Genomic DNA, 21310 nt, shown 5'->3' on the forward strand with positions numbered 1-21310 from the left:
CGGGCGGTGCCGCCTCCGGCCCGGTTCCGGAGCGGGCGCGCCGGGGAGTGCCTCGGCACGTGGCCTGCGTGATGGACGGCAACGGGCGCTGGGCCGCCCGGCGTTCGCTGCCGCGTACCTCCGGGCACCGCGCGGCCGAGACGACGGTGATCGACGTCATCGAGGCGGCCCGCTCGGCCGGGGTGGAGTGGCTGAGCCTGTACGCGTTCTCCACGGAGAACTGGCAACGGCCCGGCACCGAGGTCGACTTCCTGATGCGGCTGGTCCGCCGGGTGGTGCGCAAGCACGCCCCGCTGCTGCACGCGCGCGGGATCCGCTGCCGGTTCCTCGGTGTGTCGGATCCGCGCATCCCCGCGCCGCTGGCCCGGGACTTCGCCGATCTGACGACCCTGACCGACGGGAACCGGGGCATGACGCTGACCGTGGCGTTCGATCACGGCGGGCGGCGGGACATCGTGGCGGCGGCACGGTCGCTGATCCGCAGCGGAGTGCCGGCCGAGGCCGTGGACGAGCGGTGCTTCGCCGCCCACCTGCCCTTCCCGGACACGCCCGATGTGGACCTCGTCATCCGGACCTCCGGCGAGCAGCGCATCTCCAACTTCATGCTCTGGCAGGTCGCCTACGCGGAATGGATCTTCCCGCCGGTCCTGTGGCCCGACTTCCGCGCACCGCACTTCCTGGAGTGTCTGCACACCTATCAGCAGCGCGATCGCCGCTTCGGCGGCGTACGGCCGAACGCGAACGGAGAACGACGACCGTGACCGAGACGGGCGCCGACGAGCCCCAGCCCACCACCGGCGCCGACCGGCCCTTCGGCCTGGGCAGCCGGTTCCGCGGCTTCTTCAACGATCCGCGCTGGGCGCTGGCCATCATCCGGGCGACCGTGCTGGAGGCCGCGCACCCGCAGATCGGCGCCGCCCTGGCCGACAACTCGACATTCGTGACCCACCCGTGGCGGCGGCTGCGCAACACGGTCACGAGCCTGCGGCGCATGTCCGGCGACGACGAGGAGGTACGGCGCAAGGAGGCGGCGCGGCTCAACCGGATGCACGCCCGGCTGAGCGGCACCGACGCGCACGGCCGGCCCTACGACGCGATGGACCCGGCGGTGCGCGCCTGGGTGGTGGCGACCCTCTTCGAGAGCAGCGTCACCATGTGCCGGTTCAGCGGGCAGCCGCTGGAGCAGGAGGCCATCGAGGAGCTGTACGGCGAGTTCCGGGGCTATCTGGCCACCCTGGACGGCGATGCCCGGCATCTTCCGCCCACGGTCCACGAGTTCTGGCCGTACTACGAACGGGTGGTGGAGGAGGAGGTGGAGCACACGGAGGCGATGCGCATCATCCTCTACCGGCTCTTCGACCATCTGCCCGCGCCGCCGCTGCTGCACGGTCTGCCCACGGTGTGGGCGGCCGGCCGGGCGCTCGTCGGGCCGCTCATCGGCGTGGTCACGGTGGCGTCCCTGCCGGAGCCGTTCCGCCGGCGGGCGGGCCTGCCCGAGCTGCCCGGCGCCCAGACGCTGATGCAGAGCGCCTATCTGGGCGCCGGCCTCGCCCGGTTCCTCCCGGAGGGACTGCTGCGCACCGAGTCGGTGCTGGACCTGCTCGCCCTCTCCCCCGACAGCGACGACCCCCGGGCCCGGACGCTGCGGGCGCTGCGGGACCGGATGCGGCGGGCCGGGGCCCTGGTCCGGCTGATCACACCGCTGCCGCCGGAGCCTGAGCCGGGCGCGGACACCGGTCTCCGGCGCGGCGCGGAGGAGTTCTTCGCCACGGTGCTGGACCAGACCGGGGACGGCTATGTGGACTGGCCCGACCTCGCGGCGATGGCCCGGGAGATCGCCGGCCGTCTCGACCTGGACGAACCGGCGGAGACCCGGCTCTACGACGCGTTCGCCGACTGGTGGCGGGAGCTGCAGACGGCTCTCGACACCGACGGCGACGGCCGGGTCAGCCGCCGGGAGTACGCCGAGGCCGTGCCGTCGCTCGCCGGTCCCGCCCTGATCAGGGTCGCCGAGGTCCTCTTCGACGTCACCGACGCCGACGGCGACCAGCGCATCGACGCGCAGGAGTACCGGGCGCTGTTCCGCCGGGGCTTCCACCGCGATCCGGCCGACACCGGCGGCAGCTATGCGCGCGGGGCGTTCGTCCGGGACTTCCTGTCCTTCATGTCGGGCCGTGCCCGCTCGACGCCGTACGACCCGCTGCTCGCCGAGGCCTGACCCGCGGCCCCGGCCGCCGGGGACGCTCGGCGGGCCGGGACGGCCGTGGACGGCGGCGGAACGTGGCGGTGCCCGGTCAGCCGAGGCCGAGGACGCTCAGGGTGCGGTCGGCCATGCGCCGCTCGCCGAGGGCGTTGGGGTGGACCGGGACGATGTTCTGCCCGAACAACAGCGGCTCGATCCAGCGGGTCCCGGCCGGCTGGCAGGCGTCGTGCCCGGCGGAGGCCTCGGCGAAGTCCACGTAGGTGGCTCCGGACTCCTCGGCGGCGCGCTGGACCACGGTGTTGAGGTGGGCCTGGAGGGAGTGCAGGTAGGGCACGTCGCCGGCGGCGATGGGCAGCTTGACGAAGCAGGACGGGTCGGCGGTCGCGGGCGTGATCCACGTGTAGCCGAGCACGGCCACGCGGGCGTTGGGGGCCTTGGCGCGGACGGCGCCGAGCGCGGCCTTCAGCGCCGGGTAGGTCTTGGCGTCGATCTCGTCGTCGAAGGACGTGCCGTACTTGTCCTTGCACGGGCTGCCCTTGCCGCCGCTGAAGACGCCCGCGGCGCCGCAGGAGGTCACGGCGTTGATGAAGGTGCCGTTGTCGTTGCCGCCGATGGTCAGCGTCACCAGGTCGGTGTCCGCGGTGACGGCGTCGGCCTGCGGGGCGACGCCGGGGTACTGGGACTCGGTGAAGTGCTTGGTCTGGGCGGCGCCGCAGGTGACGTCCGTCAGCCGGGCGCCGGTCCGGGCGGCGACGGCGTGGGGGTAGTTCGCGGTGGACCGGAGACAGAGCGGGCTGCCGAGGTCGACGGGCAGCACACCGGACGCGGCGCTGTAGCTGTCCCCGAGGGCGGCGTAGTCCAGGGACGTGCCGGCCTGGGCGGGGACCGCGGCGAGTCCCAGGGCCAGGGCACCGAGGGCCGCGGACGTCGCGGTGAGGACACGGCGCATGGATGGCATGAGCATGACATTCTCCCTTCCGGGGAGGGACACGGCACACACTGGGCGGCCGGTGCCGCGGGCGTGCCGGAACGCGGGAACGGGATGGCGCTGTTCCGGCGGAGGGCGTGCGAGGGCGGCGCACGAGGGCATAGGGATTACCGAAGAGTTCTACCGATAGGTAATGTGAGGCCGCCGCAACCAGAAAGCAACATTGCGGACCGAACTTTTGAAACACGGACCGTCCCGGTCCGTCGCGCCGCCGCAGCATTCGGTGCCAATCATCCCGTTATGCGAAGATTTTTGGCCGTCGCGTGCGATAACGGCCGGATCGTGGGCACTCGGTGCACAGGAGCACCACTACCCGCTGGAGGCACGCCATGATCGCCCTCGGCATCATCCTGCTCATCATCGGCTTCGTCACAGGGATCTCGATCCTGTGGACTATCGGCATCATCCTGCTGGTGGTGGGAGCCATCCTGTGGATTCTGGGGTCCATGGGCCACGCGGTCGGCGGCCGCCGGCACTACTGGTAGCCGCGGCCGGCACCACCGGTACCGCGGCCGGTCCGACACCCACGCGGACCCTTCTTCCGGCGCATCCCTTTCCAGGGGTGCGCCGGAAGCCGTCCGGAAGCCGTTTTCCGGCGCGGGTGCCGCCGGGCCGGCCACGGGCGGAGCCGTCGCGGGTGCCGCCGATAGGGCACCCCTGAGCGCCGCCGCACCCGTCGAGCCGTTCGGCCGGGCTCCCGGTCCTGCCGCCGGCCGCCCGGCGCGCGTTCCGGAACGACGCACCGCCCCTCGTCCCACATGAGTACGCCCGCTCACCAACCGTCGCGGCGGGCCACTGTCGCCAAAGCGCCTCGGAATTGTCCGCGATCCGTAACAGACGGATCCCGTGATCGTTTCCCGCCGTCCTGCCAGGTGCACGGAAACCGATCGGCACAACGGACACACCAGGGGCGGGGCGGACATGGCACGGCATGGCGGACGGGGTTGGTACGGCCGGGTGATCGCGGCGGCGGTCGGAGTGACGGCGGTGGCCGCCGTCACCTCGGTGTGGACGGCGCAGGCCGGGCAGAGCGGCGGCGGGCCGGCCGCAGCGGACGCCTCCGCCCGGCCCGCCGCGCCGAAGGCGGCGGCGCCCGTGTCCCCGTCCATAGTCCACGCGTCGGACGGCGGCGCGCACGCGGTCAACATCACCATCGACGACGGCCCGGACCCGGTCTGGACCCCGCAGGTGCTCGGGCTGCTGCGGGACAACGGCGTGAAGGCGACCTTCTGCATGGTCGGCCCCCAGGCGGAGGCCCACCCCGACCTGGTGCGCCAGGTGGTGGCCGCCGGTCACCGGCTGTGCGACCACACGGTGACGCACGACACGGCCATGGACCACAAGTCCGAGTCCTACCAGGCGCGGCAGATCCTCGACGCGGAGCGGCAGATCACCAAGGCGTCGGGCGGGGTGCGGCCGCTGTACTACCGGGCGCCGGGCGGGGCCTTCACGCCGTACAGCCGGAAGCTGGCGGCCTCGCACGGGATGCGGCCCCTGGGCTGGAACGTCGACTCCAAGGACTTCGAGCGGCCGGGCAGCGAGGCGATCATCGCGACCGTCAAGGGCCAGCTGGCCAACGGCCCCACGATCCTCTTCCACGACGCGGGCGGCGACCGCTCGCAGACGGTGGTGGCGCTGCGCACCCTGCTGCCGTGGCTGAAGGAGCAGGGCTACTCCTTCGGCTTCCCGGTGCGCTGACGCACCTTCCGGGCGCTTTGTCCGCTTGGGCGTTGCACGGGGTGCGCCGGGTGGTCACAGAGTGGTGGAGACCTCTTGTGGGCGTGTGAACGCAGCCTTTAGCCTCCGAGGCGTTGTGCACAGCGAAACCATCATTGCGCATGTTGCAACGCCTCATCGGAGGAGCAGTACATGAAGCTGTCCGTCCGTCTCGCCGGGTTCACCGCGCTCGCCGCCGCCCTGGCCACCGCCTGCGCTCCCCAGACCTCCGGCACCTCCTCCTCCGGCAAGGACGAGAAGACCGGCACCCTGCGGGTCTGGCTCTTCCAGGAGGTCGACAACCAGCCCAAGCAACGCGTCGTCGACGCGGTCCTCGCCGATTTCGAGAAGGCGCACCAAGGCGCCGACGTCACCGTCGAGTACATCCCGGTCGAGACCCGCGCCCAGCGGGTCAAGGCCGCCTTCAACGACCCGAAGTCCGCGCCGGACGTCATCGAGTACGGCAACACCGACACCGCCGGATATGTGAAGGACGGCGGACTCGCCGACGTCACGCGGGAGTTCGCCGCCTGGAACGAGTCCCGGGACACCGACCCCACGGCCCGGCGGTCGGTCACCGTGGACGGCAAGGTGTACGGGGCGCCGTACTTCGTCGGCATCCGGGCGCTGTACTACCGCACCGACGTGTTCCGCGAACTCGGGCTGCGCGTACCGCGAACACAGGCCGAGCTGCTCTCCACCGCGAAGCGGGTCCGCGCCGAGCGCCCCGATCTGTACGGCCTCGCCGTCGGAGGCGCCTACACCTACGGCGCGCTGCCGTTCCTGTGGGCCAACGGCGGTGACCTGGCCACCGAGAAGAGCGGTGCGTACGCCTCCGCGCTCGCCGGCCCGGCCGCCCGCAAGGGCATCGAGGCGTACACCTCCCTCTTCGGCGACGACAACTGTCCCGCCGCCAAGTGCGCGAGCATGACCGGCAACGACACGGTGACCGCGTTCGCCGCGGGCAAGGCCGCCATGGCGATCGGCGGGGACTTCAGCCACGCCGCCGTGGACGCCGGGAAGGCGAAGGGGAAGTACGCGGTGGTGCCGCTGCCCGGAGTCAGGGCCGGCTCGATCGCGCCGGCGTTCGCGGGCGGCAACAACATCGGTGTGCTGAAGAGCACGTCGCACCGCACGCTCGCCGTGGACCTGATGAAGCGGCTCGCCTCGAAGAAGACACAAGGGCGGCTCTTCGACGCGATGGGCTTCCTGCCGACCTTCACGGACGTACGCGAACAGGCCGCCGCCAAGGAGCCGTTCGTGAAGCCGTTCGTGGACACGCTCGCCGCCGGCACCAAGTTCGTACCGGTCACGCCCGCCTGGGCGCAGATCGACTCCTCGCTGGTGCTGCCGACCATGTTCCAGGAGATCGTCAGCGGCCGGAAGGACGTGGCGGACGCCTCGGCGGACGCGGCGAAGAAGATGGACGACGCGTTCGGGTCCGCGGGATGAGGCGGACGACGGACGCGGCACCCGCGCCGGAAGGGGCCGCGGCGGTGGCCGCCGCAGCGCGCGACCGTACGCGGAGCGCGAGGCGGGCCCGGACCGGCGCGCGGACAACCCTCCCGTCCTCCGGACACCGCCGCGGGCCCGGCCCGCGCGGCGGCTGGACCCCCTGGCTCTATCTCGCGCCCGCCCTCGTCGTCCTCGGCGGACTACTGGTCTACCCCGTCTACCAGCTCGGGCTGATCTCGTTCCTGGAGTACACCCAGGCCCAGGTCAGCGGCGGCGAACCGAGCCGCTTCCGGGGCCTGGCCAACTACACCGACCTGTTCGCCGACGACCAGTTCGGGCAGGTGCTGCTGGCGACGGTCGGCTTCGCGGCGGCCTGTGTGGCAGGCACCCTGGCGGTGGGCTGCGCGCTCGCCGTCCTGCTCACCCGTGTCCGCGCGCTCCCCCGGCTCGCCCTGCTGCTGGCCGCGCTCGGGGCGTGGGCGACGCCGACGATCACCGGCTCCACGGTCTGGCTGTTCCTCTTCGACCCCGACTTCGGACCGGTCAACCGCCTCCTCGGGCTCGGCGACTTCTCCTGGACGTACGGCCGCTACAGCGCGTTCCTGCTGGTGCTGCTCGAAGTCGTGTGGTGTTCCTTCCCGTTCGTGATGATCACCGTCTACGCCGGCATCCGCGCCGTACCCGGCGAGGTGCTGGAGGCCGCCGCACTGGACGGCGCCTCGCAGTGGCGGATCTGGCGCTCGGTGCTGGCGCCGATGCTCCGGCCGATCCTCGGCATCGTCACCGTCCAGTCGGTGATCTGGGACTTCAAGGTGTTCACCCAGATCTACGTTATGACGGGCGGCGGAGGCATCGCCGGCCAGAACCTGGTCCTGAACGTCTACGCCTACCAGAAGGCGTTCGCGTCCTCGCAGTACAGCCTCGGTTCGGCCATCGGCGTCGTGATGCTGCTGCTCCTGCTGGCCGTCACGCTCGGGTATCTGCGGCTGCTCAGGCGCCAAGGGGAGGAACTGTGACCCTTCTACGCCTTCGGGTACGGCGTCCCTGGCGGCTGGCCGCCGAGGCGAGCGCGCTCCTCGTCGCCGCGGTCGTCGCCTTCCCCCTGTACTGGATGGTGCTCGGCGCCCTCAGACCGGCCGGCGAGATCGAGTCCACCGAGCCGCGGCCCTGGACGTCCTCCCCCACCCTGGACTCCTTCCGGCGCGTGTTCCAGCAGCACGACTTCGGCCGGTACTTCGTCAACAGCCTCCTCGTCGCGGGCAGTGTCGTCCTCGCGTCCGCGCTGATCGCGTTCCTCGCCGCGACCGCCGTGACGCGTTTCCGGTTCCGCTTCCGGACCACCCTGCTGATCATGTTCCTGGTGGCCCAGATGGTGCCGGTGGAGGCACTGGCCATCCCGTTGTTCTTCCTGATGCGGGACTTCGGCCTGCTGAACACGCTGGGTTCGCTGATCCTGCCGCACATCGCCTTCTCGCTGCCGTTCGCGGTGTGGATGCTGCGGGGGTTCGTACGGGCCGTCCCGGAGTCACTGGAGGAGGCCGCGTATCTCGACGGCGCGAGCCGCGCCCGGTTCCTGTGGCGGATCCTGCTCCCGCTCGTCCTGCCGGGCCTGGTGGCCACGAGCGTGTTCTCCTTCATCTCCGCCTGGAACGACTTCCTGTTCGCCAAGTCCTTCATCATCAGCGACACGTCGCAGTCGACCCTGCCGATGGCGCTCCTGGTCTTCTACAAACCCGACGATCCGGACTGGGGCGGCGTCATGGCGGCGTCCACGGTGATGACGATCCCGGTCCTGGTCTTCTTCGTGCTGGTCCAGCGGCGGCTGGTGTCGGGCCTGGGCGGGGCGGTGAAGGACTGACCCGCGCCCGCCGGCCGCCGGGAAAATCGCTGGCCACGCCGTCATCCGCGCTGGTGGGATGGGGTGATGCGAGACGATGTTATGGCGGTCGTGGACCGTGGTGCCTATCCGGACGCGGTGACTCCGTGGGAGCGGGAGCCGTGGCGGGCGGCGGTGCGGGACTGGGTGGACGGGCACCTCGCCGAGCGCGGGCTCGGCGTGGACGGCCCGCTCCGCGTGCGGCTGCGGCCGTGGTCGGTGCTCGTCCGGGTGCCGGTCACCGGACAGCGGGCCGTCTGGTTCAAGGCGAATCCGCAAAGTGCCGCGTTCGAGGGCCCGCTGACCGCCGCCCTGGCCCGCTGGGTGCCGGACCAGGTGCTCGAGCCCCTGGCCGTCGACGCCGGGCGCGGCTGGTCGCTGCTGCCGGACGGCGGGCAGCTGTTCCGGACCGTGCTCGAGCGCGAGCCGGTCGACCCGCGCGAGTGGGAGTCACTGCTGGGCCAGTACGCCGGCATGCAGCACGAACTGGTGGCGCACGCCGCCGAGATCGTGCACCTGGGAGTGCCCTCCGCGCGGACCGCGGACCTGCCCGAGGTGTTCGACCGGCTGCTCACCGCGAACCCCGCGCTGGGCCCGGACGACCGCGCCCGGCTGACGGCCCTGCGGCCCCGGCTCGCCGACTGGTGCGCCGAACTGGCCGCCGTCGGCATCCCGGACACCCTCGACCACGCCGATCTGCACGACGGTCAGCTGCTCCGCCCGGCACCGGGCCGGTTCACCTTCTTCGACTGGGGCGACGCCGCCGTCACCCACCCGTTCTGCAGCCTGCGCGTGCCCGCCGAACGGGCCCGCGACCACTACGGCCCCGAGGTGCTGCCCCGGCTGCTCGACGCCTATCTGGAGCCGTGGACGGGCAACGGCCGCACGACGGCCCGGCTGCGGCGCGCGGCGCACCTGGCCTGGCGGCTGAGCGCACTGGGCCGGGCCGCCTCCTGGGGCCGCATGTTCCCCGCCGCTCCCGGTACCGCGCCGGGAACGGCGGAGGGCGCCGCGTGGCTGCGGGAACTGCTGAACGAACCGCCTTTCGCGGGCTGACCACTCCCGGTCAGGGCAGCGGGGTGCCGCCGGTCGCGTTGAGGACCTCGCCGGTGATGTAGCTCGCCTGCGGCGAGGCGAGGTAGACGTAGGCGGGGGCCAGCTCGGCGGGCTGGGCCGGGCGGCCGAGCGGGCTCTGCTTGCCGAACTCGGCGGTGTCGGGCATGGTCGCGGGGATCAGCGGCGTCCACACCGGGCCCGGCGCGACCGCGTTGACCCGGATGCCGCGCTCGGCGACCATCTGGGCCAGCCCATGGGTGAACGTGACGATGGCACCCTTGGTCATCGCGTAGTCCAGCAGGGGCGGGCTCGGCTGGTACGCCTGTACGGACGTGGTGTTGATGACGGAGCCGCCGGCCGGGATGTGCGGCAGGGCGAACTTGGTCAGCCAGAACATGCCGTACAGGTTCGTCCGCATCACCCGGTCGAACTGCTCGGTGCTGATCGCCTCGATGCCGTCCGGCTGGGCCATCTGGTAGGCGGCGTTGTTGACCAGGACGTCGATGCGGCCGAACTCGTCGACCGCCCGCGCGATCAGGGCGCGGCAGTTGTCCTCGTCCCTGATGTCGCAGGACACGGCGACCGCCTTGCGTCCCGCGTCCTCGACCAGCCGGGCGGTCTCGCGCGCCTCGTCCGCCTCCTCGTCGAGATGCGTGAAGAGCACGTCGGCGCCCTCGCGGGCGAAGGCGAGCGCCACCGCCCGCCCGATCCCGGAGTCCCCTCCCGTGATCACGGCCGCACGGCCGTCGAGCCGGCCGGAGCCCCGATAGGACTCCTCGCCGTGATCGGGCGGAGGGTCCATGGGGCCGGTCCAGCCCGGGTGGGGCTGCTCCTGGGAGGGGAAGTCGGGGCGGGCGTGCTGGGTGACCGGATCGGGCCGGTCACCGTGCTGGTCCGTCACAGTGGCCTCCTGTGTCTTTCGAGGACGGGACAGGCGACCGGGTTCCCGCCTCGCGGCGGGTTAAAAGGCTTTTCCGCCGGTCAGGCGCCCGGCGCGTCCGGGCCGGCGGCGCGCATGGCGTCCCGGCGGGCGAGGTTGTAGAGGCGCAGCAGGTGCTTGGCCACGGCGCAGGGCGCGGCGTCGGCGTGACACTGACGGCACGTGTTCATGTGCTGCTCGTAGGTGAAGCGCGCGTTTTCCAACGCGTCGTTGACAGATGACATCGACTTCTCCGGGCAGGGCGCGTCCGCGGACGGCGCCTAGTTGACTGACTGGTACACCCGGAACTAGGTGATCATGTTACTGCCGGTACTGGGAAACTCGTACAGCCGCGCCCGTGCCGGTCGGTCCTGGCGGCCGTAGCCGTAGAGCACGCCGATGTCGCTCCTGCCGTCGCCGCCGAAGTCGCCGGCGACCATCGGACCGTCGCAGCTGTTGTTCTGGTTCAGCCCGTTGTCGTAACCACCGCCCGCACGGGGGCCGTTGCCGTTCTGTCCCTTGGCGAGGGCCGCCATGTCCGTGTGCTCGCTCGCCCGGGCGGGGACGGTGGCGAGGCCCGACAGCGCGGCGGCGCGGCGGAGGGTGCTGCGCGACATGGGGTTCCCTCGGGTCTCGGGCGGGTCTGGCGGTCGGGCGGAGGGCGGGCGGGTCCCGTGTGCGTCCGGGTCTGGGGCCCGCCGTCGTCCTGGTGAACACCACCTTGCCGCCCGGCCGGTGCCGCCGGAAGGGCTTCGCGCCGGCAGCGAGCTGTCCGGCGGCTTCAGGCCGGGCCGCCCACCGGGAGAGACCGGCTGCTCCGGCCGACGGCGTACAGGCGTTGGGTGGGCCGGCCGGGAAGGCGGGAAGCGCGGGTGCGGGAGGTTGCTCGGCCGGCGCGTGGACAAGGGGCCGCGGCCGCACACGGCGCTCCATGGCGCAGCGGCGCCGTCGGCGGTGGCGCGGCCGTCACCGGCAGGCACGGCATCCACAGCGCGAGCCGCCGGTGCGCCCCGGCCCGCGCCTGGCCCGGACGAGTCCCGGTGCCGCCGCCCCGGATGCTCGTCTCCGACCGGCGGACCGCCCACGGTGCCGACGCCGGCGACCGGCGGTTCCCGCAGCTACCGGTCTCCGGGCTGACGGTCGAGGGCGCCGGCCGGTGCCTCGGCGTCTCCGTGCGCACCGTCCGGTGCCGGAGGAACGGCCCGACACCATCAGCCGGCCAGGAGAGGAAGGCCCCGGGCCGTCGGCCGAGCGCGTCCCGCCGGTCTGCCGCTACCGGCTCTCCCGCAGGGCCCGCGCGTGGTTCAGGAACGCCGTCAGTCCCACCTCGAAAGCGCGGTCGGCGCGGCCGTCGCCCGCCGCCGCGAGGGCCTCGGCGAGGCGCGGGGTGGGAGTGCCGTCGGCCAGTTCCCACATGGCCTCGGGGGCGGCCAGGTCGAGGGCCGAGCCCAGCACCAGGTTCTCCAGGGCGACGATCAGCGGCATGATCCCGGCCGGGTCGAAGCCGGCCGCGAGCAGGAGGCCCACCGCGCGTTCGTACTGGGCGAGGACGCGGGGCGCGCGGACGGGCGAGGTCATGAGCAGCGGGATCACCCGCGGGTGGGCGGCGAACGCGGCCCGGTAGGAACGCGCCCACGCCTCCATGGCCGCGTCCCACGGGGTCAGGTCCAGGGTGGCCGGGTCGATGGCTGCGCAGACGTGCTCGCGCAGCAGCTCCACTATGCCGTCGCGGCCGTCCACGTGGTGGTACACCGAGCCGGTCTGTACGCCGAGCCCGCGGGCGATCCGCGGCACGGTGAAGTCGCCGGTCTCGTCGATGAGCCGGAGCGCGGTGGTGGTGATGCGCTCGCGGTCGAGGAGCGGTGTGCGCGGCCGTCCCATGGTCAGCGTTCCCCCTGAGGTCTTCCCGGATGCCCAACGGCAGGTTACATTGCGGAAACCGAAAGGCTTTAGGTTTACGGCTCCGGGCGCCGCCATCCCCTCGTGCTCCCGTGAGACGCCGGCGCGGACGGCCCACTCGGCCGTGCCCGCCGGCGCCCGCGAACCCGGCTGCCCCACCACCGGGACCCCCTCCCCTCCGCTGTCAGAAGGGCCTCCCGCATGTCCGTGAGCACCACCGAACTCCCGGAGGAGGACGCGCCGTCCGACGCGCCCGGCCTCCGGTCCGGCACCCTCGGCACGGCCGACATCGCCTTCTTCGTCGTCTCCGCCGCCGCGCCGCTGACCGTGATGGCCGGAGTCGCGCCGCTCGCCATCCTGCTGGGCGGCGTGGGCGCGCCGGTCGGCTATCTGCTGGCCGGGCTGACCCTCGCCGTCTTCGCCGTCGGCTTCACCACCATGAGCCGCCATGTCACCAGCGGCGGCGCGTTCTACGCGTACATCACCCGGGGTCTCGGCCGCCCGGCCGGGGTCGGCGCCGCCCTGCTCGCCCTGGTCGGCTACAACGGCATGGAGATCGGTGTCTACGGTCTCCTCGCCACCACCACCCGTGACACCCTGCACACCCTGTCCGGCACCGACGTGCCCTGGCTGCCGGTGTCCCTGGCCGGCCTCGTCCTGATCGGCTACGGCGGTTACCGCTCGATCGACTTCGGCGCCAAGGTCCTCGGGGTGCTGCTGGTGGCCGAGACCGGGATACTCGTGCTGCTCGCGGGCGGGGTGCTGGTGCGGGGCGGCGCGCACGGACTCTCCCTGGCCTCGTTCGCCCCGGCCCATGTGTTCGTGCCGGGCACGGCGGCCGTGCTCGCCTTCGCGTTCGCCGCGTTCACCGGCTTCGAGTCGACGGTCATCTACCGCCGCGAGGCCCGTGACCCCGCGCGCACGGTCCCGCGCGCCACCTACGCGGCCGTCGGCTTCCTCGGCCTGTTCTACGCGTTCGTCGTGTGGATCGCCGTCCAGGCGTTCGGCGACGACCGGGTCGTCCGGGCCGCGGGGCAGGACCCGGCCGGGCTCTTCTTCACCGCGATCACCACCTATGTGGGCGGCTGGGCGGCCGGGCTGATGCACGTCTTCATCGTCACCAGCGTCATCGCCTCGCTGCTCGCCTTCCACAACGCCATCAACCGCTACGTGCTCGCCCTGGCCGAGGAGGGCGTACTGCCCCGCCGGCTCGGCCGCGTCCACCCCCGGCACCGCTCCCCGTACCTCGCGGGCCTGGCGCAGACCGTCCTCGGCGCCGTGGTCGTCCTCGCTTTCCGGGCCGCCGGCGCCGACCCGTACCAGCAGCTCCTGCTGTGGGTGAACACCCCGGGAATGATCGGTCTGCTGCTGCTCCAACTGCTGGCCGCGGTCGCCGTGTTCCGCTACTTCCGGCGGACGGGGCATGCCGAGGGCCGGGTGCGCACGGTGGTGGCGCCACTTCTCGCCGCCGCCTTGCTGACGACCGCGATCGTGCTGGTGGTCACCCACATCGACCTGTTCACCTCCGCGCCCCTGGCCGTGAACGTCGTGCTCGTCGCCGCGGCGCCCGTCGTCTTCGCGCTCGGCCTGCCGCTGGCGTGGTGGCTGCGCCGCAACCGGCCGCGCGTGTACGCCACGTTCGGCACCGAACCCACCGAATGACCCTCTTCAGCATGGGAGTTCCCGGCATGCCCGCTGCCGATCTCGTCCTCACCGGCGCCCGGATCCGCACCCTCGACCCGGCCCGTCCCACCGCCACGGCCGTCGCCCTGCGCGACGGGCTGATCGCCGCCGCGGGGACGGCGGACGACGTCCGGGACTGGCGCGGCCCCGGCACCGAGGTCGTCGATCTGCACGGCGCGCACGTGGTGCCGGGCCTGACCGACGCGCACAGCCATCCGGTGTGGGGCCTGGACATGGCGACCGGCACCGATCTGTCCGGCGTCACGGACCTGGCCGGACTGCGCGCGGCGCTCGCCCGGGCCGAGCGGATCGAGGGCTGGGTGGTCGGCTACGGACTGGACCACAACGCGTTCCAGGGCCGCCCGGTCCACCACGAGCTGGTGGCGGACGTGCTGGGTGGCACGCCGGCCTTCCTGCGCCTGTACGACGGCCACTCCGCCCTCGCCAACGGCCCCGCGCTGGCCGCCGCCGGGGTGAGCGGGCCGCGCGCCTTCGACCAGCGCGCCCAGGTGGTGTGCGACGCCTCGGGCCGGCCCACCGGGCATCTGGTCGAGCACGCGGCGATGGACCTGGTCGCCGCCGTCCTGCCCCGGCCCTCGTTCGGCGAACGGCGGGCCCGGCTGCTGGAGTTGCTGTCCGCCATGGCCGCGACCGGGCTGACCGGCGCCCATGTGATGGACGGCGGGGACCTGGACCTGGTGGACGCGGTGGCCCGGGAGTCGGTGCTGCCGGTGCGGCTGCGGTTCGCGCCGTGGTGCATGCCGGGCGCGGACGCGGACGCCCTGCGGGAGCTGATCGAGGCGCAGGGCCGGGGCGGCCGGCACTGGGTGGTCGGCGGGGTCAAGTTCTTCATGGACGGCACCGTGGAGGGCGGCACGGCCTGGCTGGAGCACCCCGACTGCCACGGCCAGGGCACCGAGGCGTTCTGGCCGGACCCGCACGCGTACGCCGAGGCGGTCCGCGTTCTGCACGCGGCCGGGGTGCGCACCGCCACGCACGCCATCGGGGACGCGGCCGTCCGGCACGTCCTGGACACGGTGGCCTCGCTGGGGCCGGGCGGGCACGGCGCGCACCGGATCGAGCACATCGAGACCGCGCCCGACGAACTCCTGCCGCGCTTCGTCGAGTTGGGCGTCGCGGCCTCTCTGCAGCCGCCGCACACCGGTTACACGCGTGACGACGGCACCGACGAGTGGTCGCGCCGGCTGGGCGGCGACCGGGCCGCGCGCGCCTGGCGGCTGCGGGACCTGCGGGAGGCCGGGGCCACGGTCGCCCTCGGCTCGGACTGGCCGATCGCGCACTACGACGTGCGGGCGGTGCTGGCGACGGCCCGCCGGCCCAGGGGCGCCGCCGCGCACCGGCCGGGGCTCACCGCGGCGCAGGCGCTGGAGGGCTGCACCAGCCATGCGGCGGCGGCCGCCGGGGAGTCCGCCGTCGCCGGGCGGATCGCGCCCGGCTTCCGCGCCGACCTGACCGCGCTGGCCGTCGACCCCGTGCACGCGCCCGGCGACGAACTCACCGACGCTCCGGTGGTGTTGACGGTGACCGGCGGACAGGTGACGCACCAGGGGCCGGCCGGAGGAGGCCGGTAGGAACGGCCGGCCGGGTCCTTGCGGTACCGGCCGGACCGCCGTCGCGGCCGTCGGTCCGGCCCGGCCGCTCGCCGGGCCGCGGCCCTGCTCCCGGCCCGTCTGCGGCACACTGGACGAGTGAACGACTTCCCCCTGGTCGACCAGCCTCCCGCCCCCGAGTGGTACGGACGCCTGCGGGTGCGGGCGGACGACCTCTCCGCCGCCGACTGGCTCACGGAAGACGGCCCCGGCCAGGGCGCCTTCGGCACGGTGGCGGGCATCGCCGCGCCGGGCTTCGCGGCGTACGCCCGCATCCTGCACCCGGCCCGGCTGGACGAGCGGCCGGTGCGCTGGGCGGCGGTGGCGGCCGCGCACGGGACCCGGGTGACGCCGGACGTCCGCTGGCACGAGGTCATCGGAGCGGACCCGGACTACGTCAACCGATCCGGCATGGGGTTGCCCGGCGTGTGGGACGAGCATCCCGCCGAGGGCCCGACCCCGCCCGAGGTCGCCGAGGCGCTGCTGCCCGTGCTGGCCCGGCACACCGGCACCCCCGAGCGGTGCTGGTTCGGCCTCTGGCACGGATACGGCCACTGGGACTGGGGCCGGTTCCCGACGTTCGGGACGCCGGGCCGGGAGGAGGTCCTGCTGGCCGGCCGGCTGGCCGACGCCGTCTCCCCGGTGACACCGGACGAGTTCGCCGAGCTTCCCGACCTGTGGTGGCCGCAGGACCGGGCATGGGTGCTGGGCGGGGACGTGGATCTGGTCAGCACCTACGTCGGCGGCTCGCCGGAGCTGATCGCCGACCTGCTGGCATCGGCGGACCTGGAGGCGCACCCGGTCCGTCCGGGCGACCGGGTCGGCTGACCACCTCCGAAACGTTTCGTTGCCAACTTCGAATGATGCGAGGGGTATTGACGGCCCACCACCCCCTCTTATCATCCAGAGCATCCGGGAAGCCGACCAATGTTCGTGATACCGAACAGATAGACGGCATCTCGATATGTCAGGTGCATGACGCCACCCGCAACGATCGACCGTACGAGGAGAACCATGAAACGTCCCCCGTGGTCAGGCAGGCGCCTGACCGCCCTCGTGGGCGCGTTCGCCGCCGCCACCCTCGCCGTGACCGGCACGGCCGACGCCCGGCCCACGCCGGTACAGGCGAGCACCCTCGGCGCCCAGGCCGCCCAGTCCGGGCGGTACTTCGGCGCCGCGGTGGCCGCCGGAAAGCTCGGCGACGGCACGTACAGCACGATCCTGGACCGCGAGTTCAACGCGGTCACGCCCGAGAACGAGATGAAGTGGGACGCCACGGAACGCTCCCGGGGCTCCTTCACCTTCACCGCCGCCGACCAGATCGTCGGCCACGCCGTCGCGCACGGGCAGCGCGTCCGGGGCCACACCCTGGTCTGGCACTCCCAACTGCCCGCCTGGGTCGGCGCGATCGGCGACGCCGCCACGCTGCGCACCGTGATGCGCAACCACATCACCACCGAGGCCGCCCACTTCAAAGGCAAGGTCTACGCCTGGGACGTGGTGAACGAGGCGTTCGCCGACGGCGGCAGCGGAGCGCGCCGGGCCTCCGTCTTCCAGAACGTCCTCGGCGACGGCTATATCGAGGACGCCTTCCGCACCGCCCGCGCGGCCGACCCCGGGGCCAAGCTCTGCTACAACGACTACAACATCGAGAACTGGTCGGACGCCAAGACCCAGGCCGTGTACCGCATGGTGCGCGACTTCAAGTCCCGTGGCGTGCCGATCGACTGCGTCGGCTTCCAGAGCCACTTCGGCACCTCCGGCCCGCCGGCGAGCTTCCGGAGCACGCTGGCGAACTTCGCCGCCCTCGGCGTGGACGTGCAGATCACCGAGCTGGACATCGCGCAGGCACCGGCCACCGCGTACGCCGATACGGTCGCGGCGTGCAGGAACGTCGCCCGCTGTACCGGCATCACCGTGTGGGGCATCCGGGACAGCGACTCCTGGCGCAGCGGGGAGAGTCCGCTGCTGTTCGACGGCGCGGGCAACAAGAAGGCCGCGTACGGCGCGGTGCTCGGCGCACTCGGCTCCACGGCCGCCGCGCCGGCCGGGCACAAGACGCTGCCGTCGAGCTTCACCTGGTCGTCCAGCGAGCAGCTGATCGCGCCCAAGTCCGACGCGACGCACGACATCGCCGGCATCAAGGACCCGTCCGTCGTCCGCTACAAGGGCAAGTACCACGTGTTCGCGAGCGTGGCCAGCGCCTCCGGCTACAACCTCGTCTACCTGAGTTTCAAGGACTGGTCACAGGCGGGCTCGGCCACCCACCACTACCTGGACCGCACGGCCATCGGCAGCGGCTACCGGGCCGCGCCCCAGGTGTTCTACTACGCGCCGCAGAAGCTGTGGTACCTCGTCTACCAGACGGGCAACGCGTCGTACTCCACCAACAAGGACATCTCCGACCCGGACGGCTGGAGCGCGCCGCGCGACTTCTACTCCGACATGCCCGACATCATCAAGCAGAACATCGGCAACGGCTACTGGGTCGACATGTGGGTGATCTGCGACAAGGCCAACTGCTACCTGTTCTCCTCCGACGACAACGGGCACCTCTACCGCTCGCAGACCACCGTCGGCCAGTTCCCGAACGGCTTCACCAACACCGTCATCGCGGCCCAGGACTCCAACCGGTACGCCTTGTTCGAGGCGAGCAACATCTACAAGGTGCAGGGCGGCAAGCAGTACCTGATGCTGGTGGAGGCGATCGGCTCCGACGGACGGCGCTACTTCCGCTCCTGGACCTCCTCCGGCCTGGCCGGCTCCTGGTCCCCGCTGGCCGATTCCGAGAGCAATCCGTTCGCCCGGGCGAGCAACGTGGCCTTCCCGTCGGGCGCCTGGACGAAGGACATCAGCCACGGCGAGATGATCCGCGCCGGCTACGACCAGACGCTCACCATCCCCGCGTGCGGGCTCCGGTACCTGTACCAGGGGATGGCTCCGGACGCGGGCGGTGACTACAACAGCCTGCCGTGGCGGCTCGGCCTGCTCACCCAGACCGACTCCCGCTGCTGAACGGCCGGAAGCGGGACGCCGCCGTGTGCGGCGTCCCGCGTTCGTGCCGTCCGCCGTACCCTGCCTACGGGTTGACCACACTGCCGCCGAACGTCACCGCGAGGCGGCCGTCGGAGGCGAAGGACCAGCCGAGGGCGCCCGCGTAGGAGGAGCAGCGCGAGCCGTTGGAGCCGGTCCAGAACTGGTCGGAGCCGTCGGTGCTCCCGACCGTCTTGTCGTTGGAGCCGCTGACGGCGAAGCGGCAGGAGGTGTCGTTGCGGAACACCGACGTGCCCTTGTCGAACGAGAAGTTGCGCTCGGCGTTGTCGATGCCGACGTTGTTGGAGATCGTCATGGTGCCCGGGTTGCTGTTGTAGGTGAACCCGTGGTGGCCGTTCTTGTAGGCGATGCTGTGCTGGACGACGTGGTTGACCGCGATGTCGTCGCCGCCGAGCTTGTAGCCGTTGCGGTCGCCGTTGGAGTTGACCGTGCCGTCGCTCAGCGTGCCGTTGCCGTAGGCGAGGGAGTACTCGATGGTCACCGGGCCGATGGGACCGGTCTCCGTCTTGGTGTACAGGTCCCAGCCGTCGTCGATGTTGTGGTGTGAGACGTCGTAGCGGAAGACGTTCCCGGTGCCGGTGGTCAGCTTCGCGGCGAAGCCGTCGGCGTCCTCGCCGTCGGAGTCGGCGTTGTCGTGCGACTCGGAGCTGACGATCAGGTTGTTCGACGGCCACTGGGAGCTGGGAGTGGTGGAGGCGATGCGGCCGAGCTGGAGCCCGGTGTCCCGGTTGTAGGCGGTCACGACGCGCTCGACGACGTTGTTGCTGCCGCCGACGTAGATGCCGTTGTCACCGGCGTGCTGGACGGTGAGGCCGTACAGCCGCCAGTAGTTGCCGAACAGCTGGATGCCCCGGTTGGACGGACTCTCCGTCTGCGCCGAGAAGTCGAGGACCGGCTTCTCGCCAGGGTAGGCGGAGAGGGTGGTGCGGGCGGCGGCGGTGCCGTCGCTGCCGGCCGGGATGGTGACGGTGGAGGACTGCTTGTACGTCCCGCCGCGCAGGTAGATCGTGCCGCCGGGAGTGATCCGGCCGAGGGCCGAGGTGAGCGTGGTCGGGGCCGACTCCGTGCCGGCCGCGCCGTCGGTGCCGGCCGGCGAGACGTAGAGCACGCCGCCGGTCGCCGCCGTGGCCACGTCGGCGTCGAGGTAGTCGAGGTTGGGCAGGCCGTCGGCGGTGGTCGGGGTGAGGCGGACGGTGTTGGAGCCCGCCTTGACCGGCACGGTGAGCGTCTTGGTCACCCAGGTGGTCCAGGCGCCGGTGGCCTCGAAGGAGGCGGTGGCGGCCGTCGTGCCGTTGACCGCGACGGCGGCCGGCCGGGCGGTGGCCGAGCCGTTGGCGTAGCGGATGTTCAGGGTCGCGGTGCCCGCGCTCGCCGCGTTCACGGTGAACTGGACGTAGCCGCTCGTGGAGTTGGTGGCGTTGCAGAATCCGCTGCCGGAGTAGCCGGTCCAGTCGGAGTCGACGGTCCCGGTGCAGACCGCGGGCGCGCTCTCGGCCTCGTACCGGGTGGTCACGGCCTGGGCCGTGGTGCCGGACAGCGCGACGAGCGCACCGGTCAGCAGTCCGGCGCACGCGATGGCTGATCTCAGTTGCATCGGCTTGTCTCCCTGCGGGTTGACTCGGCTGTGCGGATGCGAGCGGTCCAGAGGGGTGAACACGGCGGCCGGTCATGGCATGGTAGGCATGACCGGAAAGCGCTTTCCCTCTGGACCTTCCCGACGGTAGGGAGCAGTCATGCACACGTCAATGACCGTGTACATGTTTTGTATTCACATAACTGAATCGGGGTGAGTCACTCGCCGGGGGCGAGGACGCGGGCGACCACGGCCGCCGCGTCGGCGATCAGCGCCTGGTCCACGGGAGCGTTCGGGGCGCTCTTGTCGGACAGCACGGCCAGCACCACCGGTGTCCCCCGGGTCGTCCAGGCCACGCCGATGTCGTTGGCGGTCGCGTAGTCCCCGGTCCCGGTCTTGTCCGCCACGACCCAGGCGGCCGGCAGCCCCTTGCGGAACCGGTCGGTGCTGGTGGTGTTGCCCTTCAGCCAGCCCACGAGCCGTTCGCGGTCGGCGGCGGCCAGCGCCCGGCCCAGGGTGAGGCGCGCGAGGCTCCCGGTGATCGCCTCCGGCGTCGTGGTGTCCCGGAGGTCTCCGGGCAGCGCGGTGTTCAGCTCCGGCTCCCACCGGTCGAGCCGGCTCACCTGGTCGCCGAGCGACCGGAAGAAGCGGGTGAGCCCGGCCGGGCCGCCGAGTTCCCGGAGCAGCAGGTTGCCGGCCGCGTTGTCGCTGTACTGGATCGCCGCCGCGCACACGGCGGCCACCGTCATGCCGGTCGCCAGATTCTCCTCGGTGCGCGGCGAGTTGGGCAGGATGTCACGGGGCGGGTAGTGCACCACCCGGTCCAGCGGAGCGCGGTCGCCGTGGTCGCGCAGCACCGCCGCCGCGGCGAACGCCTTGAACGCCGAGCACATCGCGAACCGCTCCCGCGCCCGGTGGGACACGGTCCGTCCGGTGCGGACGTTGCGCGCGTGGACGCCGAGCCGGGCGCCGTAGCGGCGCTCCAGTTCGGCCAGTTCGGCCTGTGCGGCGCGCGTGGCGCTGTCCGGGGCGGCGGACGCGGTGGTCGCGGACACCGCCGGCGCGGCCACGGCGGCGCCGGTGAGGGCGAGGCCGGCCCGCAGCAGACGGCGGCGCGGCAGCGGGGCGGGGCCGTCGGCGGCGGTCGCGCCGGGCGTGGTCGTCCTGGTCAAGGGCGTACTGGTCATGGGCGTAGTCCTCCCGGGAGGTACGTCGTCGGTGCCGGTCTTCGGCGGGGACAGCGAAACAGCAGAACGGCGCTCATGTCCAAGAGGAAAC

19 protein-coding genes are annotated in these 21310 nt (G+C 72.5%); 12 read left to right on the forward strand and 7 right to left on the reverse strand.

Going from position 1 to position 21310, the window contains the following annotated elements; translation table 11 throughout:
* Nucleotides 1-71 precede the first annotated feature (71 nt).
* The gene (uppS, locus tag SCK26_RS03775; RefSeq protein ID WP_412080831.1) at nucleotides 72-761 is read left to right on the forward strand and encodes a polyprenyl diphosphate synthase; all 690 of its coding nucleotides are present in this window, start codon (nucleotides 72-74) and stop codon (nucleotides 759-761) included.
* Nucleotides 758-2218, forward strand: a complete 1461-nt coding sequence (locus SCK26_RS03780) for an oxygenase MpaB family protein (protein WP_412080700.1) — start codon at nucleotides 758-760, stop codon at nucleotides 2216-2218. The genes uppS and SCK26_RS03780 overlap by 4 nt, the downstream gene beginning before the upstream one ends.
* Before the next feature lie 76 nt (nucleotides 2219-2294).
* On the opposite strand, the gene SCK26_RS03785 is transcribed toward SCK26_RS03780, so the two are convergent.
* The gene (locus SCK26_RS03785) at nucleotides 2295-3167 is read right to left on the reverse strand and encodes an SGNH/GDSL hydrolase family protein (protein WP_318199812.1); all 873 of its coding nucleotides are present in this window, start codon (nucleotides 3165-3167) and stop codon (nucleotides 2295-2297) included.
* Nucleotides 3168-3520: 353 nt separating this feature from the next.
* Here SCK26_RS03785 and SCK26_RS03790 point away from each other — a divergent pair, with 353 nt between their 5' ends.
* The 6 genes from SCK26_RS03790 (at nucleotide 3521) to SCK26_RS03815 (ending at nucleotide 9294) form a co-directional block, all read left to right on the forward strand.
* Nucleotides 3521-3676, forward strand: coding sequence for a DUF6131 family protein (locus tag SCK26_RS03790; protein WP_318199813.1), 156 nt, complete (start codon nucleotides 3521-3523; stop codon nucleotides 3674-3676).
* A 436-nt stretch (nucleotides 3677-4112) separates the two neighbouring features.
* Nucleotides 4113-4889: a polysaccharide deacetylase family protein gene (locus SCK26_RS03795; RefSeq protein ID WP_318199814.1), complete on the forward strand. Its 777-nt coding sequence runs from the start codon at nucleotides 4113-4115 to the stop codon at nucleotides 4887-4889.
* Between the two features lie 171 nt (nucleotides 4890-5060).
* Nucleotides 5061-6359, forward strand: a complete 1299-nt coding sequence (locus tag SCK26_RS03800) for an extracellular solute-binding protein (protein WP_318199815.1) — start codon at nucleotides 5061-5063, stop codon at nucleotides 6357-6359.
* The gene (locus tag SCK26_RS03805; protein ID WP_412080701.1) at nucleotides 6356-7378 is read left to right on the forward strand and encodes a carbohydrate ABC transporter permease; all 1023 of its coding nucleotides are present in this window, start codon (nucleotides 6356-6358) and stop codon (nucleotides 7376-7378) included. Before SCK26_RS03800 ends, SCK26_RS03805 begins: the two co-directional genes overlap by 4 nt.
* Nucleotides 7375-8220, forward strand: coding sequence for a carbohydrate ABC transporter permease (locus SCK26_RS03810; RefSeq protein WP_318199817.1), 846 nt, complete (start codon nucleotides 7375-7377; stop codon nucleotides 8218-8220). The genes SCK26_RS03805 and SCK26_RS03810 overlap by 4 nt, the downstream gene beginning before the upstream one ends.
* A gap of 66 nt (nucleotides 8221-8286) precedes the next feature.
* On the forward strand, nucleotides 8287-9294 hold the full coding sequence (locus SCK26_RS03815) for a phosphotransferase (RefSeq protein ID WP_318199818.1): 1008 nt from the start codon (nucleotides 8287-8289) through the stop codon (nucleotides 9292-9294).
* A 10-nt stretch (nucleotides 9295-9304) separates the two neighbouring features.
* Here SCK26_RS03815 and SCK26_RS03820 read toward each other — a convergent pair whose 3' ends face one another.
* From SCK26_RS03820 to SCK26_RS03835, 4 genes are all read right to left on the reverse strand, one after another.
* Entirely contained in the window at nucleotides 9305-10195 is an 891-nt protein-coding gene (locus tag SCK26_RS03820; protein ID WP_318199819.1) for an SDR family oxidoreductase, read from the reverse strand.
* An 80-nt stretch (nucleotides 10196-10275) separates the two neighbouring features.
* Complete coding sequence (locus SCK26_RS03825) at nucleotides 10276-10458, reverse strand: hypothetical protein (RefSeq protein WP_318199820.1); 183 nt, start codon at nucleotides 10456-10458, stop codon at nucleotides 10276-10278.
* Nucleotides 10459-10521: 63 nt separating this feature from the next.
* Complete coding sequence (locus SCK26_RS03830) at nucleotides 10522-10830, reverse strand: hypothetical protein (protein ID WP_318199821.1); 309 nt, start codon at nucleotides 10828-10830, stop codon at nucleotides 10522-10524.
* Nucleotides 10831-11485: 655 nt separating this feature from the next.
* On the reverse strand, nucleotides 11486-12094 hold the full coding sequence (locus tag SCK26_RS03835) for a TetR/AcrR family transcriptional regulator (RefSeq protein WP_318199822.1): 609 nt from the start codon (nucleotides 12092-12094) through the stop codon (nucleotides 11486-11488).
* A gap of 219 nt (nucleotides 12095-12313) precedes the next feature.
* Here SCK26_RS03835 and SCK26_RS03840 point away from each other — a divergent pair, with 219 nt between their 5' ends.
* The 4 genes from SCK26_RS03840 (at nucleotide 12314) to SCK26_RS03855 (ending at nucleotide 18420) form a co-directional block, all read left to right on the forward strand.
* On the forward strand, nucleotides 12314-13774 hold the full coding sequence (locus tag SCK26_RS03840) for an APC family permease (RefSeq protein WP_318199823.1): 1461 nt from the start codon (nucleotides 12314-12316) through the stop codon (nucleotides 13772-13774).
* Nucleotides 13775-13800: 26 nt separating this feature from the next.
* Nucleotides 13801-15387: an amidohydrolase gene (locus tag SCK26_RS03845; RefSeq protein ID WP_318199824.1), complete on the forward strand. Its 1587-nt coding sequence runs from the start codon at nucleotides 13801-13803 to the stop codon at nucleotides 15385-15387.
* Nucleotides 15388-15504: 117 nt separating this feature from the next.
* The gene (locus tag SCK26_RS03850) at nucleotides 15505-16233 is read left to right on the forward strand and encodes a hypothetical protein (RefSeq protein WP_318199825.1); all 729 of its coding nucleotides are present in this window, start codon (nucleotides 15505-15507) and stop codon (nucleotides 16231-16233) included.
* Nucleotides 16234-16419: 186 nt separating this feature from the next.
* Nucleotides 16420-18420 carry a non-reducing end alpha-L-arabinofuranosidase family hydrolase gene (locus SCK26_RS03855; RefSeq protein ID WP_318199826.1) on the forward strand — a complete coding sequence of 667 codons (2001 nt, stop codon included), beginning with the start codon at nucleotides 16420-16422 and terminating at the stop codon, nucleotides 18418-18420.
* Between the two features lie 64 nt (nucleotides 18421-18484).
* Here the strand turns inward: SCK26_RS03855 and SCK26_RS03860 are convergent, their stop codons facing one another.
* Together SCK26_RS03860 and bla are read right to left on the reverse strand one after the other, a co-directional pair.
* Nucleotides 18485-20053 (reverse strand): carbohydrate-binding protein, encoded by a 1569-nt coding sequence (locus tag SCK26_RS03860; RefSeq protein ID WP_318199827.1) that lies wholly within the window; start codon nucleotides 20051-20053, stop codon nucleotides 18485-18487.
* Nucleotides 20054-20250: 197 nt separating this feature from the next.
* Nucleotides 20251-21219 (reverse strand): class A beta-lactamase, encoded by a 969-nt coding sequence (gene bla, locus SCK26_RS03865; RefSeq protein WP_318199828.1) that lies wholly within the window; start codon nucleotides 21217-21219, stop codon nucleotides 20251-20253.
* Nucleotides 21220-21310: the final 91 nt, after the last annotated feature.

The sequence above is a fragment of the Streptomyces sp. SCL15-4 genome, from assembly GCF_033366695.1.
GTDB lineage: Bacteria > Actinomycetota > Actinomycetes > Streptomycetales > Streptomycetaceae > Streptomyces.

Excerpts from the sequence above, each read along its gene's own strand:
- SCK26_RS03860 (WP_318199827.1), bottom strand. The coding sequence starts at position 20,053 with ATGCAACTGAGATCAGCCATCGCGTGCGCCGGACTGCTGACCGGTGCG.
- SCK26_RS03805 (WP_412080701.1), top strand. The coding sequence starts at position 6,356 with ATGAGGCGGACGACGGACGCGGCACCCGCGCCGGAAGGGGCCGCGGCG.
- uppS (WP_412080831.1), top strand. The coding sequence starts at position 72 with ATGGACGGCAACGGGCGCTGGGCCGCCCGGCGTTCGCTGCCGCGTACC.
- SCK26_RS03835 (WP_318199822.1), bottom strand. The coding sequence starts at position 12,094 with ATGGGACGGCCGCGCACACCGCTCCTCGACCGCGAGCGCATCACCACC.
- SCK26_RS03855 (WP_318199826.1), top strand. The coding sequence starts at position 16,420 with ATGAAACGTCCCCCGTGGTCAGGCAGGCGCCTGACCGCCCTCGTGGGC.
- SCK26_RS03785 (WP_318199812.1), bottom strand. The coding sequence starts at position 3,167 with ATGCTCATGCCATCCATGCGCCGTGTCCTCACCGCGACGTCCGCGGCC.
- SCK26_RS03795 (WP_318199814.1), top strand. The coding sequence starts at position 4,113 with ATGGCACGGCATGGCGGACGGGGTTGGTACGGCCGGGTGATCGCGGCG.
- SCK26_RS03825 (WP_318199820.1), bottom strand. The coding sequence starts at position 10,458 with ATGTCATCTGTCAACGACGCGTTGGAAAACGCGCGCTTCACCTACGAG.
- SCK26_RS03800 (WP_318199815.1), top strand. The coding sequence starts at position 5,061 with ATGAAGCTGTCCGTCCGTCTCGCCGGGTTCACCGCGCTCGCCGCCGCC.
- SCK26_RS03845 (WP_318199824.1), top strand. The coding sequence starts at position 13,801 with ATGCCCGCTGCCGATCTCGTCCTCACCGGCGCCCGGATCCGCACCCTC.
- SCK26_RS03840 (WP_318199823.1), top strand. The coding sequence starts at position 12,314 with ATGTCCGTGAGCACCACCGAACTCCCGGAGGAGGACGCGCCGTCCGAC.
- SCK26_RS03830 (WP_318199821.1), bottom strand. The coding sequence starts at position 10,830 with ATGTCGCGCAGCACCCTCCGCCGCGCCGCCGCGCTGTCGGGCCTCGCC.
- SCK26_RS03790 (WP_318199813.1), top strand. The coding sequence starts at position 3,521 with ATGATCGCCCTCGGCATCATCCTGCTCATCATCGGCTTCGTCACAGGG.
- bla (WP_318199828.1), bottom strand. The coding sequence starts at position 21,219 with ATGACCAGTACGCCCTTGACCAGGACGACCACGCCCGGCGCGACCGCC.
- SCK26_RS03815 (WP_318199818.1), top strand. The coding sequence starts at position 8,287 with ATGCGAGACGATGTTATGGCGGTCGTGGACCGTGGTGCCTATCCGGAC.